This is a genomic window from Burkholderia sp. HI2500 (genome assembly GCF_002223055.1).
Taxonomy (GTDB): Bacteria; Pseudomonadota; Gammaproteobacteria; order Burkholderiales; family Burkholderiaceae; genus Burkholderia.
In genome coordinates this window covers 64801-78974 of sequence record NZ_NKFL01000004.1, presented here as the reverse complement: position 1 = coordinate 78974, position 14174 = coordinate 64801, and the positions used below count along the sequence as shown (strand labels likewise).

Sequence of the window (14174 nt, the reverse complement as noted above, 5' to 3'; positions counted from 1 at the left end):
AATCGTTACGTCAATCGTGTCAGTCGTGATACAGCGCCGCGCGCCCGCCATCGACGGTGATGCACGCGGCATTGATGAACGGCGCCTCGTCGGACGCGAGGAACACGGCCGTCATCGCGACCTCCTCCGGCCGGCCGATCCGCTTCATCGGCTGCAGCGCGAGCGTTTCGGCGCGCGCGGCAGCAGGGTCGGGCTGTGCGTCCCACCAGTCGCGCGTGAGCTGCGTCTCGATGTAGCCCGGCGCGATCGCGTTCACGCGCACGTTGCGCGCCGCGTATTCGATGCCGAGCGCGCGTGTGAGGCCCAGCACGCCATGCTTCGCGACCGGGTACGGAAAGCAGCCCGGGATGATCCTGAACGCGTGCGTCGACGCGATGTTCACGATGCTGCCGCGGCCGCGTTCGACCATCCCCTCCAGCGCCGCTCGGCAGCCGTGCCACACGCCGTCGAGGTCGACCGCGAAGCAGCGGCGCCAGTCGTCTTCGGTCATCGTCAGCGGATCGGCGAACACGTTGATGCCCGCGTTGTTCACCAGCACGTCGAGCGGGCCGAACGCCGCCTCGGTCTGCGCCAGTGCGTCGCGCACCGCGTCCTGCCGCGCGACATCCGCCTGCAGCGGCAACACGCGCGCATCGGCGATCTCGTGCGCAATCGCGGCGGCCGTGCGCTGCGCCTGCGGGAAGTCGAGATCGACGAGCGCGACCGCCGCGCCCTCGCGAACGAACGCGCGGGCGATCGCGGCGCCGATGCCCCGGCCCGCGCCCGTCACCATCGCGACCTTGTCCGCGAGGCGGCCCATCATGCGACTCCGCCGCGCGCCGCGCGCAAGCCGGCCTGGAACGCACGCGCATTCGCCGCGGTCGCGTCGGCCGACTGGCCGGGGCGGTACAGCGCCGAGCCGAGCCCGAAACCGTTCGCGCCGGCGCTGAGGAACGGCGCCATGTTGTCGGGCGAGATGCCGCCGACCGGGATCAGCGGCACCGCGCGGTCGATCACCGCGCGCCACGCCTTCACGACCGGCACGCCGAGCTGCTCGGCCGGGAACATCTTCAGCACGTCGGCGCCGTTCGCGAGTGCCGCAAAGGCTTCGGTCGGCGTCGCCACGCCCGGTGCGCTCGCGAGGCCGCGCTCGCGCGCGCGGCGGATCACGGCCGCGTCGCTGTGCGGCATCACGATCAGCGCGCCGCCCGCGTCCTGCACGCGGTCGACATACTCGGCGCGCAGCACGGTCCCCGCGCCGACAATCGTGTCGTCGGGCAGCGCACGCCGCAGCGCGGCGATGCTGTCGAACGGATCGGGCGAATTGAGCGGCACCTCGATGATCCGGAAGCCGGCTTCATGGAGCGCACGGCCGTGGTCGGCCGCTTCGGCAGGCGTGATCCCGCGCATGATCGCGATCAGCGGGCACGCGTCGAACGCACGCATCAGCGCGGCGTGGGGCGCGTAGGGTGCGGGCAAGGTCAGGTCGGACGGCATCGAAAAATCCTCGGCAAACAGTTCATTGGTCGGCGCAGACGGGCTCGCCATCCGCACGCACGAGCCCGGCGCGCGACGCGATCCGCCACAGGCCGCGGTCGGTCGCATGCGCGACGACGCGAGCGTGCGGGTGGCCGAATTCCTGGAGCGCGTCGACGTAGCGCGCACACAGGCCGTCATCACCAATCAGCAGCAGCGGCTGGTCCGCAAGCGCGATGCCGCGCTCCGCGAGCATCGCGTCGAGCGCATTGAGCTCATGGCCGATCAGCAGCCCGGACAGGTAGTCGCCCTGCGCATCGGGCGCGAGCCGGTCGGTCAGGCCGAGCGTGCGCGTGCTGAAGATCGTCGCGAGCAGCCCCGTGTGCTGCGCGCCGCGCGCGACCGAGACGCCGCGCACGAACGCCGCGCGATCGGGCGACGCGCCCGCGCGCATCGTGCGGCCGAGGATCGTGTGGTCGCGCAGCACCGCGAACAGCTCGCCCGTCATGAAGGTCTGGAAGCGCTCGATCAGCCCGTCCCTCACCCACGCCCATTTCGCATGGGTGCCCGGCAGGCCGATCAGTACCCCTGAACGATCGGTGCCAAGCGTGGGATCGCTCGCGAGTGCACCGAATATCTGCGTTTCTTCACCGCGCATCACGTCGGGCAGTTCGCCCGTGGCGATCACGCCCGGCACGATCGAGATCGTCGTGCCGCGCGCGGTCGTCACCGTGATCAGGCCCGCGACGAGCGCGTCGGCCCCGGCCGGCACCGCGACGTACGGCGCCTCGCGCCAGCCCTGCGCGCTGCCGACCATCCCGGCGGCGAGCACCGGCAGGCCCGGCGTGCGGTCGAGCCAGTCGCCGCACGCGTCCTCGAACACCGCGTCGAACGCGCGCGCGCCGCCGCCCGGCACATGCATCACGCCCGCCGCACGGCTGCGCGTGTCGATGAGCGCGCCGTGCGCGTCGTACAGGTAAGCGCGCAGCGACGTCGTGCCCCAGTCGAGCGCGATCAGCGACGGGGTGGCGGAGCTGGCATCCGGAACGGGCCGGGTCGAAGTCGTCATCGTTTGATCCTGCGGGTACCCTGCGGCGGGCTCCAGCCCAGTTCCGCGGAAATGGCTCGCGCTTCGCGCTGCACGAGCGGAATCAGTTCGTCCATCCGGTCGTGCGGCATGTACGGAATCGTGCTCGCGACCGACACGGCCGCGACGATCGCGCCCGATGCGTCGCGGATCGGCGCGGCCACGCAGCGGATCGACGCCTCGTTCTCCTCGAGATCGAACGTATAGCCGCCGGCCGCGTAATGCGCCATGCGCTGCAGGAACGCGCTCGTCTCGGGCCGGTTGTCCGGCTTGAAATTGACGCCGGCAAGCGCCCGCCGGGCGGCCTCGAACAGCGAGCGCCACGTGTCGGGATCGGTGTCGAGCATCATCGCCTTGCCGATGCCGGTCGACGCGAGCGGCATCCGGTGGCCGACGCGCGAGCGCATCTCGAGGCCGCGCGTGCCGGGAATCTTGTCGATGTACAGCACGTCGTCGCCGTCGCGCACGCCGAGATGGATCGTGTCGAGCGTCGCTTCCGCGAGCGCTTCGAGGTGCGGGCGCGCCACCGCGGTGAGCGGCATCTGCTCGAGCGCGATCGTGCCGAGCTCGATCAGCTTCGGGCCGAGCAGGTAGCCGCCCTGCACTTGGCGCAGGTAGCGCGCCTGCACGAGGCTGCTGACGAGGCGATGCGTGGTGCTGCGCGTCGTGCCGAGCGCCGCGCCGATCGCGCGCATGTCGCGCGCGCCGTTCGCGATCGCCTCGAGGATCGCAAGGCCGCGCAGCAGCGTCTGCGTACCGGCCTGCTGCGCGGCGAGATCGAGCGGCGTGCTGGTCGCGCCGATGCTGTCGGTCAGCGACGCATCGTCCGGCGTCGCACGCCGGGCGTCGAGGGCAAGGGTGTCGGGCATCTTGTTCATGGGGCGGGCTTCTTCAACGGAACCGGTGAAGCCGTTCGCACGATGCCGGCATGGCGTCCGGCGTCGCGACGAAGCGGCGGTCGATGCACCGAATAAAGCGCCCGGCGAACTTCATGGAAGGTGTCTCCGTGTGCGTCGGGCGCCGCGCGATGCGTGGGTCCGAAGCTGTGATGTGCTTCGGATTGTAGGAGCGCACGCCCCCGTCTCCAATATTTGAGTGCGTTGCCCAGATAATGAGAATTCGACGTGAATCCGGTCGTCTTCGACGTAACGGCGGCTTCATGTGCACGGGGGCGGAACCCGCCTTGCAGCAGGTTCCGCCCCCGTTTGTTCACCGCGCGCCGCGCTTACTGCTGGCTGCTCGTGCTGCGTGCCTGCATGTAGCGCTGGACGTCCGCGAACGACACGCGGCCGTTGCCGGACGAGTCGATCTGCCGGAAGTGGTTCGCGACATAGCCGAGGCCGGCCGCGCGTGCCTGCGACTCGGTGATCGAACCCGTGTTCTGCGCGTCGGCCGCGCTGAACTGCCGCGCGAGCTTGCGCACCACCTGCGCATGCAGCGCGGCGCCCGTCGTCTGCGTGCCGGCGGTCGGCTTGCGCGCGGCCGGCGGTACATACGGATCGCCGAGTTGCGCCTGGCGCGCACGCACCGGGGCGGCGGCGTCGCTCGCCTGCGCGAACGCGGATACGGATGCTGCGGCGCCGACACAGGCGAGCGCCGCGGCAACGACGATGAAACGATTCTTCATATCAGGCTCCAGTCTGGAATGAGGTCGTCGACGGCAGGCGTGGCGCCACCGCGGGCGCGCGTCGCCTGCCTGGCGCAGCATCAGTGCGCGGCCGCGTTGTAGAAGGTCACGAGGTCGGCTTTCTCCTGCGGACGCGACGTATCGTCGAGATAGACCATGTGTCCGCCCTGATAGTCCTTGATCGTCAGGTTCGGTTGCGTCCCGAGCCGCGCGAGGTCGAGCTCGGTCTGGTAGAACGGCGTCGCGATGTCGTGATACCCGTTCAGCGACAGCACCTTCAGTTGCGGATTCAGCGACAGCGCCGCGGCAAGATCGGGGATCGTGTCCGGCATCGCGAGGCCGTCGTGCGTCCAGTCCCACGTGTTGATCGCATTGCTGCTCACCGAGTAGGCCGACTGCGCGGTGTACTTCAGCTCGTTCGGCAGGTACTTGCCGATCGTGTCGGTAAACGGCTTCGTGATGAACGAGCTCGACGGATCGCCGTCGGCCGCCAGCGGGCTCGACACCGGCACGTTCACGCGCGCGTCGTAGCGGCCGATCAGCGTGCCCGGGATCAGCGACAGCTGGAAGCTGTTGTCGAAGAAAGTCGGGACCACGTTGAAGTTCGCATTCCACAGCGACTGCTTCACGCCGGTCGAATTCACCATCGTCGTGACGAGGGTCGGCGGCGGCGGCGTATGGCTCGCCAGGTACGCGTTCACGGCCGGTGCGTAGCTGCCGGCCGTCAGCAGGCGCATCTGGTCCGCATACTGCGGCAGGCTCGACGGGTTCGGGTTGTCGAGCTGGTAGTACGCGCCGACCGTGCCATACGACGGCACGAAACCCGCGCAACTCACCGGGCTCGACCCGTTGTTCGAGTTGCCGACGTAGTCGCTCGCCATGTCGCAGTTCACGTTGTAGTTCAGGATCGACGACTGCAGCACGATGCCGTCGAGCTTCACGCCGGCCGTCTCGAGCAGGTTCGCGAGCACGTCGGTGCGCGGCGTGCCGTACGACTCGCCGAACAGGTATTTCGGCGAATCGTTGCGCTGGTTCACGGTGAGGTAGCGCGTCACGAAATCGCGGAACGCGCCGCCATCCTGGTCGACGCCCCAGAACGTCTGGTTCGTGTTCGGCGCGACCGCTTCGGAGAAGCCGGTGCCGATTGCGTCGACGAACACGAGGTCGGTCGTGTCGAGCAGGCTTTCCTGGTTGTCGACGAACGGGAACGTCGACGTGTTCGCGTTCGGGTCGCCCGTCTGGATCCGGCGCGGGCCGAACGAGCCGAGGTGCAGCCACACCGATGCCGAGCCGGGGCCGCCGTTGTACAGGAACGTGACGGGCCGCTTTGCCGCGGGCTGGTTGTCGGCCGTATACGCGACATAGAAGAACGATGCTTCGGGCGCGCCGGTCTGCGGATTGCGCGCGACGAGGTGGCCGGCCGTGGCCGTGTAGCGGATCGTCTTGCCGTTGAGGGTGATCTGGTGATGCGTGACGGCGGCCTTTTCGACCGCGGCGGAGGCGTCGAGCGACGCGTTCGCGCTCGACGAATAACTGTTCGGATCGTTGTACGCCCTGTCCACCTGACTGGCGGGATCGGCTGAATTGTCGGCGCTGGCAGCAGAAGACGATGTCACGTCGTCGTTGCAGGCCGTCAGGATCAGCGAAGAAAACACCACTCCCAACAACAGCTTCGCTTTGCTTGCTGGCATCGTTGCTTTCCTTCTCTCGGATGTTTTTTGTGTCGAGCAGCCGGATAAGCCACCCCCCGCCTCGATTGCGGCCGATAAGCCGAGGCGCTGGCCAATATACGCGAGGCCGTCAGCTTTGAAAAATTTTGAAATATTTGGCTGGCGGCCGGTGCGGCGCACACCTTTCAGGAATGCTTCGGTTTGCGAAACGTTGCATTTCACATACCTTTCACGGACTTTCGTGTTTATCCGGGGAGACTAAAAAATCCCCGAATTTCGTGCCATATCGGCCAACAAAAGCACACGGCGCCCGGTATTGCTCAGCAAAACGAAATAGACGGATTCGTCTAAAGGATGTGGCCCGAAATGATCGCGACATGAATGCGCTGCAGCGCACAAACGGCCCGTGACGGGCGCACGGGCGACGAAACGGTCAATGCGACGGCGCGAGCGCGCCGTTCACTCCGATTGCGGCAGCGCGGCCGCACCCATCCTGCGAGCGATGACCGCCGCGCGCTGCGCCTGGTACGCCGAGCCGCGATGCGCGTCGAACCAGCGCGGCTTCGGCAGCATCACCGCGAGACGCGCCGATTGCCACGCGCCGAGCCGGCTCGCGGGAATCCTGTAGTAATAGCGGGCGGCCGCTTCGGCGCCGTACACGCCGCGCCCCCACTCGACGGAATTCAGGTAGATCTCGAAGATCCGCTCCTTGTCGAGCACCGTTTCGAGCATCCACGTGATGATGAGCTCCTGCCCCTTGCGGATGTAGCTCTTCTCGCGCGACAGGAACAGGTTGCGCGCGAGCTGCTGCGTGATCGTCGAGCCGCCCGCGACGATCTTGCCGCGCGCCTTGTTCTTCTCCCACGCCTGCAGGATCGCGTCGACGTCGTAGCCGTTGTTGGTCGCGAAAGTCGCATCTTCCGACGCGATCAGCGCGCGCTTCAGGTTGCGCGAGATCTGGTCGTACGGCACCCATTGATGCTGGATCTGCGCGGGCGGCTTGTCGCGCGACAGCCACCACGCGTCGGTGCGCATGAACGCGGTCGAGCCCGGGTTCACGAACGACCACAGTGCGATCTGCGCGAGATAGAACAGTTGCGTCGCGAGCCACGCACCCGCGAACACCGATCCCGCATAGACGATCCAGCGGGTCGGGCTCACCGTCCGCGTGGGCTGCGTGCCGCTCACCGCCACCACGTGCCGCGCTCCGCTCAGCTCGCCGCGAGCGCCTGGCGCAGCGCGGCCAGCACCGGTGCGCCGTCCGGCCGCACACCGCGCCAGATGAAGAACGATTCGGCCGCCTGCTCGACGAGCATGCCGAGCCCGTCGGCCGTGCGCGCGCCGAGCGACGCCGCATGCTGCATGAACACCGTCGGCTGTGCGCCGTACATCATGTCGTACGCAAGCGTGCCCGCGCCGAACGCGGCCGCATCACACTCCGGCAACGCGGCATCGAGGCTGCCGGCCGTCGCGTTGATCACCACGTCGTACGGCTCCGCGCGCACGACGTCGGGGCCACCGCCCGCGAGCGTGCAGCCCGCATCGTGCGCGGCCTGCATGAACTGGCCGACGAGCGCTTCGGCCTTGCTCGCGGTGCGGTTCACGATTCCGATCGACAGCGGCGCGCGGTCGAGCAGCGGCAACACGACCCCGCGCGCCGCGCCGCCCGCGCCGAGCAGCAGGATGCGTGCGCCCGCCAGCGACACGCCGAGATTCGCTTCGATATCGCGCACGAGGCCGACACCGTCGGTGTTGTCGCCATGGATGCGGCCGTCGGCGTCGATGCGCAGCGTGTTCACGGCACCCGCCGCCGCCGCGCGCGGCGACAACGTGTCGGCGAGCGCATGCGCTTCGAGCTTGAACGGCACCGTCACGTTCGCACCGCGACCGCCTTCGGCGACGAACGCGCGCACGGCCGCGTCGAACCCGTCGACCGGCGCGAGCCGGTGCGTGTATTCGATCGGCTCCCCCGTTTGCGCGGCGAATTGCGCGTGGATGAACGGCGACTTGCTGTGCGCCACCGGGTTGCCGAATACGACATAGCGGTCGGCGCCGCGCATCGACGCAATCGCGGTCATGATGCGTGCCCCTCTTCGCCGGCGTCGCCGTTCGCGGCTTCGCCGCCTTCACCGGCCGCCGCGCCATCCGCTTCCGCCAGTGCTTCGGCTTCGGTTTCGGCCGTGGCGTCTTCGGTGTCGATCAGCGTGTCGTCGCCGCCGTCGGCGTCATCCTCTTCCTCCGCCGCGTCGCCGCTCGTCACGGTCGGCGCATCGAGCACGTTCAGCAACCGCACCGACGCCTCGATCGTCAGCTCGTCGAGCGCCATCACGTCGAGCAACACGCGCGTGCCGCGCGCATGCACACCGAGCCCCGGCACGTGCAGCAGCAGCGGAATTTCCTCGAGGCGCACGAGGTCGCCCTTCACGACGCTCGCGACGACCTGCTTCTTCTGCTCCTGCGCGAGCCAGCGCAGGCACCAGAAATACTCCATCCGGCGCTGGTAGTCGGCGTAGGCCGTGTAGGTGTCGTCGAAGCCCTGCACGACCGCGTACAGATCGGCGTCCTTCGGCTTGAACGGCGCGGCGAGCTTCGCGGTGACGCCATGCTGCACGCACGCGAGCAGCTGCCACTGGTTCACGAGGTCGACGTAGCGGCGCAGCGGCGACGTGCTCCACGCGTACTGCGCGACGCCGAGGCCTTCGTGCGGCGCGGCCGTCGTCTGCATCCGCGTGCGCTTCGGGCCCGGCGCGCCGAAGCCGCGCTGCGAGCGGTAGATGCCCGGCACCGTGTGGTCGTGCAGGAAGGCGCCCCAGGTCGAGTTCGCGAGGATCGCAAGCTCCGACACGATCAGGTCGAGCGGCGACCCGCGGCGGCGCGGCGTGATCGACACGTGCTCGCCGTCGACGTAGAAGTTGTAATCGGTGTTGCGCTGCACCTCGCGCTTCAGGCCGTAGCCCGCGCGCGCGACCTGGCGCTTCTCGAACAGCGCCTGCGCGAGCGGCCACAGCACGGCAATGTCGTCCTTGTGCGGATAGTCGCCGGTGCCGGCCGCGAGCGTCTCTTCGTTGACGAGCTCGTCGAGGTGGTTGTGCCGCAGGTTGTTCTTCACGAACACGAGCTCGGCGCGCGTCTCGTTCGCGACGATCTCCTGGGTTTCGCGATTGACGATGATGTACAGCGACAGTGCCGGACGGTAATCGCCTTCCTTCAGCGTGAACACGTCGACGACGTCGTCCGGCAGCATCGTGATCTTGTCGCCCGGCATGTAGACGGTCGACAGGCGCGTGCGCGCGATCGCGTCGACCGGGTCGCCGCGCACGATGCCGAGCGCCGGCGCCGCGATGTGCACGCCGATCCGCACGCGGCCGTCGGCCAGGTGCTCGACCGAGAACGCATCGTCGATTTCGGTCGTCGTGATGTCGTCGATCGAGAACGCCTGGACGTCCGCACGCGGCAGGTCGTCCGGCAGCGGGCCGACCGTGACGGCCGGGAAGCCCGTGCCGTGCGGGAAGAATTCCGCGAGGAAGCGCGCCTCGTGCAGTGCACGCGGCGACGCGATGCCGCCGCAGTCGAGCATCAGCCGCGCCGGCGACACGCCGCGCGCACCGGCCGCCGCTTCCATCGCCTTGTATTCGATCGAGTTCTTGTCCGGCCGCGTCAGCAGCCCGAGCACCTTGCCCGCGAACGCCTCCGGCAGCTTGCCGGCCTTCAGTTCCTCTTCATACTGCACCTGGACGAGCGCTTGCTGGCGCTTGCGCTCGAGCGACGCGAGCGCCATCTTGAGCTGCTCTTCCGGCGCGCGCTGGTACTGGCCGCGCCCCTTGCGGCGGAAGTAGACGGGCGAGCCGTGCAGGCGCAACACGAGCGCCGCGCGCTCGACCGGGCCGTACGACGCGCCGAAGTATTCCGCGGCCAGCGCCGTATAGGCAAACTCGTCGGCCGGCGCGCATTCCCACAGGAAATCCAGATCGATCTGCTGCGCGGCCGTGTCGGCTTCCTGCATCAGTTCGCTTGCGGCCGGCTTGTCGAATTCGATCAGCACGTCTTTCGCGCGCACCTTCGCCCGCCGCCCGCCGGGCAACTCGACCTGAAACGCGTCGCCCTGGCGCGACAGCACGCTGCCCGCCTTGAAACTGCCCGATTCCTCGAAGAAAACGTTCACTCAGTACTCTCGTTCAGACTGCCGGGCGCCGCGTCGGCGGCGCCGCATGATGATGGGAATTCGATCGGCACATGGCCGGTTTAAGACGTCTTTCCGTCGCAAAAGGCGAGAACGTCGTCGACGTAGTCGGCAAATTCGCTGATCCCGTGATCGCTGCCTTCGATCACGCGCGTCTTCGCGCCCGGGTAATGCGCGAGCATCTCGCGGTAATCGAGCACTTCGTCGCCGGTCGCCGCGAACAGATAGTAGCGTTCGGCACGCGTGATCGCCGGCACGCGCAGCGCATCGAGCTCATGCAGGTGACGGCGCTCGACGACGATCGTGCCGCCGCCGTGATACAGCGGCTGCTCGCCGAGATGCTGCTCGAGATCGCGCTGCGGCACGATGGCCGGATTCAGCAGCACGGCCTTCCAGCCGTGCTTTTCGGCGAGCCACGTCGCGTAATAGCCGCCGAGCGAGCTGCCGATGACGGTCACGTCGCGCGCACCGGCCACCTCGGCTTCCGCGACGGCGATCGCTTCGAGCGGCGACACCGACAGCGACGGGCACCGCCACTCGTCAATCCGGCCGAGTTCGGCCATGCGCGCGGCGAGTTGCCGTGACTTCTGCGATTCCGGCGACGACCGGAAGCCGTGCAGGTACAGGATCACGTGCGGCTCCCGAGCGCATCGAGCAGCTTCTGGTGCACGCCGCCGAAGCCGCCGTTGCTCATCACGAGCACGTGGTCGCCCGGACGGGCCGCGGCGACGACGGACTTCACCAGCAGGTGCAGATCGTCGAATGCGTGGGCCTTCTCGCCGAGCGGCGCCAGCGCTTCGGCCAGATTCCAGCCGAGCGCGTCCCGCCCGGTCGGCGCGCCGTAACCGAACACGAGATCGGCGTCGGCCAGGCTCGCCGGCAATTGCGACTTCATCACGCCGAGCTTCATCGTGTTCGAGCGCGGCTCGAGCACCGCGAGGATGCGGGCATTCTGACGGCCGATGCGGGCACGAAGGCCGGCGATCGTGGTGTCGATCGCGGTCGGATGGTGCGCGAAGTCGTCGTAGACGGTCACGCCGTCCACGCTGCCGCGCACTTCCATCCGGCGCTTCACGTTGCGGAACGACGTGAGGGACGCGGCCGCCTGCGCAGGCGGCACGCCGACGTGGCGCGCGGCCGCGATCGCTGCGAGCGCGTTCATCCGGTTGTGATCGCCCTGCACCTGCCAGGCGACTTCGCCGACGCGTTCCGCGTGCGAATACACCGCGAAGCGCTCGTCGACCGGCACGCCGTCCTCGGCCGGCAACGCCTGCCAACCGCCGTCGACGCCGAAGCGCTCGACCTCGCTCCAGCAGCCGCGCGCCAGCACGCGCTCGAGCGCGTCCGAGCGGCCGTTCGTGACGATCCGGCCGACACCGGGCACGGTCCGCACGAGATGGTGGAATTGCGTCTCGATCGCGGCGAGATCCGGGAAGATGTCGGCGTGATCGAATTCGAGGTTGTTCAGCACCGCGGTGCGCGGCCGGTAGTGGACGAACTTCGAGCGCTTGTCGAAGAACGCCGTGTCGTATTCGTCGGCCTCGATCACGAAGAAGCTCGAATCGGTGAGCCGCGCCGACACGCCGAAGTTCAGCGGCACGCCGCCGATCAGGAAGCCCGGGTTCAGGCCCGCGTCTTCCAGCAGCCACGCGAGCATCGACGACGTGGTCGTCTTGCCGTGCGTGCCCGCTACCGCGAGCACCCATTTGCCGGCCAGCACGTGCTCGCCGAGCCACTGCGGGCCCGACACGTACGGCAGGCCGCGATCCAGGATCGCCTCCATCAGCGGATTGCCGCGCGTGACGACGTTGCCGATCACGAACAGGTCCGGTTTCAGGTCGATCTGCTCGGCGCCGTAGCCCTCGATCAGCGTGATGCCCTGCGCCTCGAGCTGCGTGCTCATCGGCGGATAGACGCCCGCGTCGCAACCCGTCACCGTGTGGCCCGCCTCGCGCGCGAGTACGGCGAGACCGCCCATGAAGGTGCCGCAGATGCCAAGAATGTGGATGTGCATAGATGAATGCTTTCGCGCCGCCGGGCGCCGTCGATTCGGAAAGGATGCGTGTGCGGCGCGGCGGACAGGCCGTGCGGTCGACGCCCGGCCAACGGCTGTTGCCGCGACACAAAGAACAGTATTGTAACTGACGGCCTGCCGTGCCCGGCGGCCCGAACGCTGCGCGCGAACGGCGCCGGCGCGCCGGGCGGCAGGCCGCCGCACCCGCGCTCGGGCCCTGCGGCGATCGAGTATGATTGCCGGATCATGTCTCGTAAAACCCTTCTCGACCCGCGGCGCGTCCGCGAGGAAATCGCCCAGTCCGCCGCGCGCCTGATCGCGGAAGACGGCCTGGACTATGCCGGCGCAAAGCGCAAGGCCGCGCGCCAGTTGCTGGGTGATACGCGCGTTGCCGGCGAATGGCTGCCGGATAATGACCAGATCGAGGAAGAACTGCGCGAGTACCTCGCCCTGTTCCAGAGCGACACGCAGCCGGACGAACTGCGCCGCCTGCGCGAAATCGCGCTCGACTGGATGCGCCGGCTCGCCGAGTTCCATCCTTATGTGACGGGCGCCGTGCTGAACGGCACCGCGAACGCGCATTCGGATATTCATTTGCAGGCATTCACCGACAACCCGAAGGACGTCGCGATCTACCTGCTGAACCAGAACGTCCAGTACGACGTCTCCGAGACGCGGCACTTCGCGGGCCGCGCCGACGTCGAGACGCTCAGTTTCCTGTGGCGCCCGCGACGCGACGTCGACGCAATCGGCATCCACCTCGCGCTCTATGCGAGCGACGACCTGCGCGGCGCGGTCAAGGCCGACGCGCGCGGCCGGGTCGCCCGTGCGGATGCCGCCGCGCTGCGCGCGCTCGTCGAAGCAGGCAAGACCCCTTCCGAACCGGAATGATTCAACGATGATGATGAAACGCATGTTGGCGCTCGCGGTGGTCGCGGCCGCCGCCGTTGCCGGCGGACTCACCGCCGGCCATTGGTTCCGCGGGCCGACCGACGACGGTGTCGCCGTCGCCGCGCCCGCTGCGCAGGGCAGCCCGGTCGAACAGTTATGGGCGGCGTCGCTGACGGGCACCGACGGCAAGCCGGCCACGTTGTCCGCGTTCAAGGGCCAGAAGGTCGTCGTCAATTTCTGGGCGTCATGGTGCGGCCCCTGCGTCGAGGAGATGCCGGAGCTCGTCGCGCTATCGCACCAATATAAGCAGAAGGGCATCCGTTTCATCGGGATCGGCGTCGATTCCGAACAGAACGTGAAGAACTTTCTGCAGAAGGTGAAGGTCGATTACCCGGTATTCGTCAGCGGGTATGCGGGCGCCGATCTGGCCCGTAATTTCGGAAATACGGCCGGCGCGCTGCCGTTTACGGTCGTCATCGACGAAACCGGCAAGATCCGCGAGACAAAATTGGGGCAAATCCAGCCGGCCGAGCTGAAAAAGACGCTCGACGCGCTGTAACCTGCCCGAACGGCGGCCCGCACGTTGGCGGCAATTTGCCCGTCGATCACCGCAATTTCGCGTGAATTCGCCGACACTTTGGATGCGCACCGGTAATTCTTGCAGATCGCGTGCGCCCGGCCGTTCGGCAAAACTAGACAAATTTCTCTAAATAGCGCTAAAGTTCGCGCAATTCCGCAGAAATAGAAGCGACCATGACACGATTGCTGGTGCTGCACGGCCCCAACCTGAACCTTCTCGGCACCCGGGAACCGGAGGTGTACGGCCGCGTCACGCTCGCCCAGATCGATCAGGCGCTTGCCGCGCGTGCCCGGGAAGCCGGCGCCGAACTGTCGTCGTTCCAGAGCAACCATGAAGGTGCGCTGGTCGACCGCATCCAGGCCGCGCGGGAGGAACAGACCGATTTCATCCTGATCAATCCGGCCGCGTACACGCACACGAGTGTCGCGATCCGGGACGCGATCGCCGGCGTTGGCATCCCGTTCGTCGAGGTTCACTTGTCGAACGTGCATCGCCGCGAAGCGTTCAGGCACCACTCCTACTTTTCCGACCAGGCCGAAGGCGTGATCTGCGGGCTCGGCTGGAAAGGTTATCTGTACGCGCTCGAGTACGCGCTGGACAAGCTGCAAGGCACGTCGCGCGGCTGATTTCGCGATCTAGATTCAGCGCCGGCCCCTAACCGGCGCTTTCA

14 protein-coding genes are annotated in these 14174 nt (G+C 67.9%); 3 read left to right on the top strand and 11 right to left on the bottom strand.

Annotation, left to right across the window (positions count from 1 at the left end; translation table 11 throughout):
* Positions 1-19 precede the first annotated feature (19 nt).
* The 11 genes from CFB45_RS02900 to mpl form a co-directional block, all read right to left on the bottom strand.
* Complete coding sequence (locus CFB45_RS02900; RefSeq protein WP_089425838.1) at positions 20-799, bottom strand: SDR family oxidoreductase; 780 nt, start codon at positions 797-799, stop codon at positions 20-22.
* Positions 799-1476 carry a 2-dehydro-3-deoxy-6-phosphogalactonate aldolase gene (locus CFB45_RS02895; protein WP_089425839.1) on the bottom strand — a complete coding sequence of 226 codons (678 nt, stop codon included), beginning with the start codon at positions 1474-1476 and terminating at the stop codon, positions 799-801. Before CFB45_RS02895 ends, CFB45_RS02900 begins: the two co-directional genes overlap by 1 nt.
* Positions 1477-1498: 22 nt before the next feature.
* Positions 1499-2524 (bottom strand): 2-dehydro-3-deoxygalactonokinase, encoded by a 1026-nt coding sequence (locus tag CFB45_RS02890; protein WP_089424456.1) that lies wholly within the window; start codon positions 2522-2524, stop codon positions 1499-1501.
* Complete coding sequence (locus CFB45_RS02885; protein WP_089424455.1) at positions 2521-3420, bottom strand: IclR family transcriptional regulator; 900 nt, start codon at positions 3418-3420, stop codon at positions 2521-2523. Before CFB45_RS02885 ends, CFB45_RS02890 begins: the two co-directional genes overlap by 4 nt.
* A 347-nt stretch (positions 3421-3767) precedes the next feature.
* Positions 3768-4169 carry an EF-hand domain-containing protein gene (locus CFB45_RS02875; RefSeq protein WP_089424454.1) on the bottom strand — a complete coding sequence of 134 codons (402 nt, stop codon included), beginning with the start codon at positions 4167-4169 and terminating at the stop codon, positions 3768-3770.
* 80 nt (positions 4170-4249) lie between these two features.
* Entirely contained in the window at positions 4250-5860 is a 1611-nt protein-coding gene (locus CFB45_RS02870; RefSeq protein ID WP_179255034.1) for a S10 family peptidase, read from the bottom strand.
* A 438-nt stretch (positions 5861-6298) separates the two neighbouring features.
* The gene (gene mtgA, locus CFB45_RS02865; RefSeq protein ID WP_089424453.1) at positions 6299-7036 is read right to left on the bottom strand and encodes a monofunctional biosynthetic peptidoglycan transglycosylase; all 738 of its coding nucleotides are present in this window, start codon (positions 7034-7036) and stop codon (positions 6299-6301) included.
* Between the two features lie 14 nt (positions 7037-7050).
* Entirely contained in the window at positions 7051-7917 is an 867-nt protein-coding gene (gene aroE / locus CFB45_RS02860; protein ID WP_089424452.1) for a shikimate dehydrogenase, read from the bottom strand.
* Entirely contained in the window at positions 7914-10001 is a 2088-nt protein-coding gene (locus CFB45_RS02855; RefSeq protein WP_089424451.1) for a ribonuclease catalytic domain-containing protein, read from the bottom strand. The genes aroE and CFB45_RS02855 overlap by 4 nt, the downstream gene beginning before the upstream one ends.
* Before the next feature lie 80 nt (positions 10002-10081).
* Complete coding sequence (locus CFB45_RS02850; protein WP_089424450.1) at positions 10082-10651, bottom strand: YqiA/YcfP family alpha/beta fold hydrolase; 570 nt, start codon at positions 10649-10651, stop codon at positions 10082-10084.
* Positions 10648-12033, bottom strand: a complete 1386-nt coding sequence (gene mpl, locus CFB45_RS02845) for a UDP-N-acetylmuramate:L-alanyl-gamma-D-glutamyl-meso-diaminopimelate ligase (RefSeq protein ID WP_089424449.1) — start codon at positions 12031-12033, stop codon at positions 10648-10650. Before mpl ends, CFB45_RS02850 begins: the two co-directional genes overlap by 4 nt.
* Before the next feature lie 246 nt (positions 12034-12279).
* Between mpl and CFB45_RS02840 the strand changes: the two genes are divergently transcribed.
* The 3 genes from CFB45_RS02840 to aroQ all read left to right on the top strand — a co-directional run bounded on the left by CFB45_RS02840 (position 12280) and on the right by aroQ (position 14130).
* A complete protein-coding gene (locus CFB45_RS02840; RefSeq protein ID WP_039353186.1) occupies positions 12280-12924 on the top strand; it encodes a hypothetical protein in 645 nt (214 codons plus the stop codon).
* A 7-nt stretch (positions 12925-12931) separates the two neighbouring features.
* Positions 12932-13483 carry a TlpA family protein disulfide reductase gene (locus CFB45_RS02835; protein WP_089424448.1) on the top strand — a complete coding sequence of 184 codons (552 nt, stop codon included), beginning with the start codon at positions 12932-12934 and terminating at the stop codon, positions 13481-13483.
* Between the two features lie 194 nt (positions 13484-13677).
* Entirely contained in the window at positions 13678-14130 is a 453-nt protein-coding gene (aroQ, locus tag CFB45_RS02830) for a type II 3-dehydroquinate dehydratase (protein WP_011350880.1), read from the top strand.
* Positions 14131-14174 lie beyond the last annotated feature (44 nt).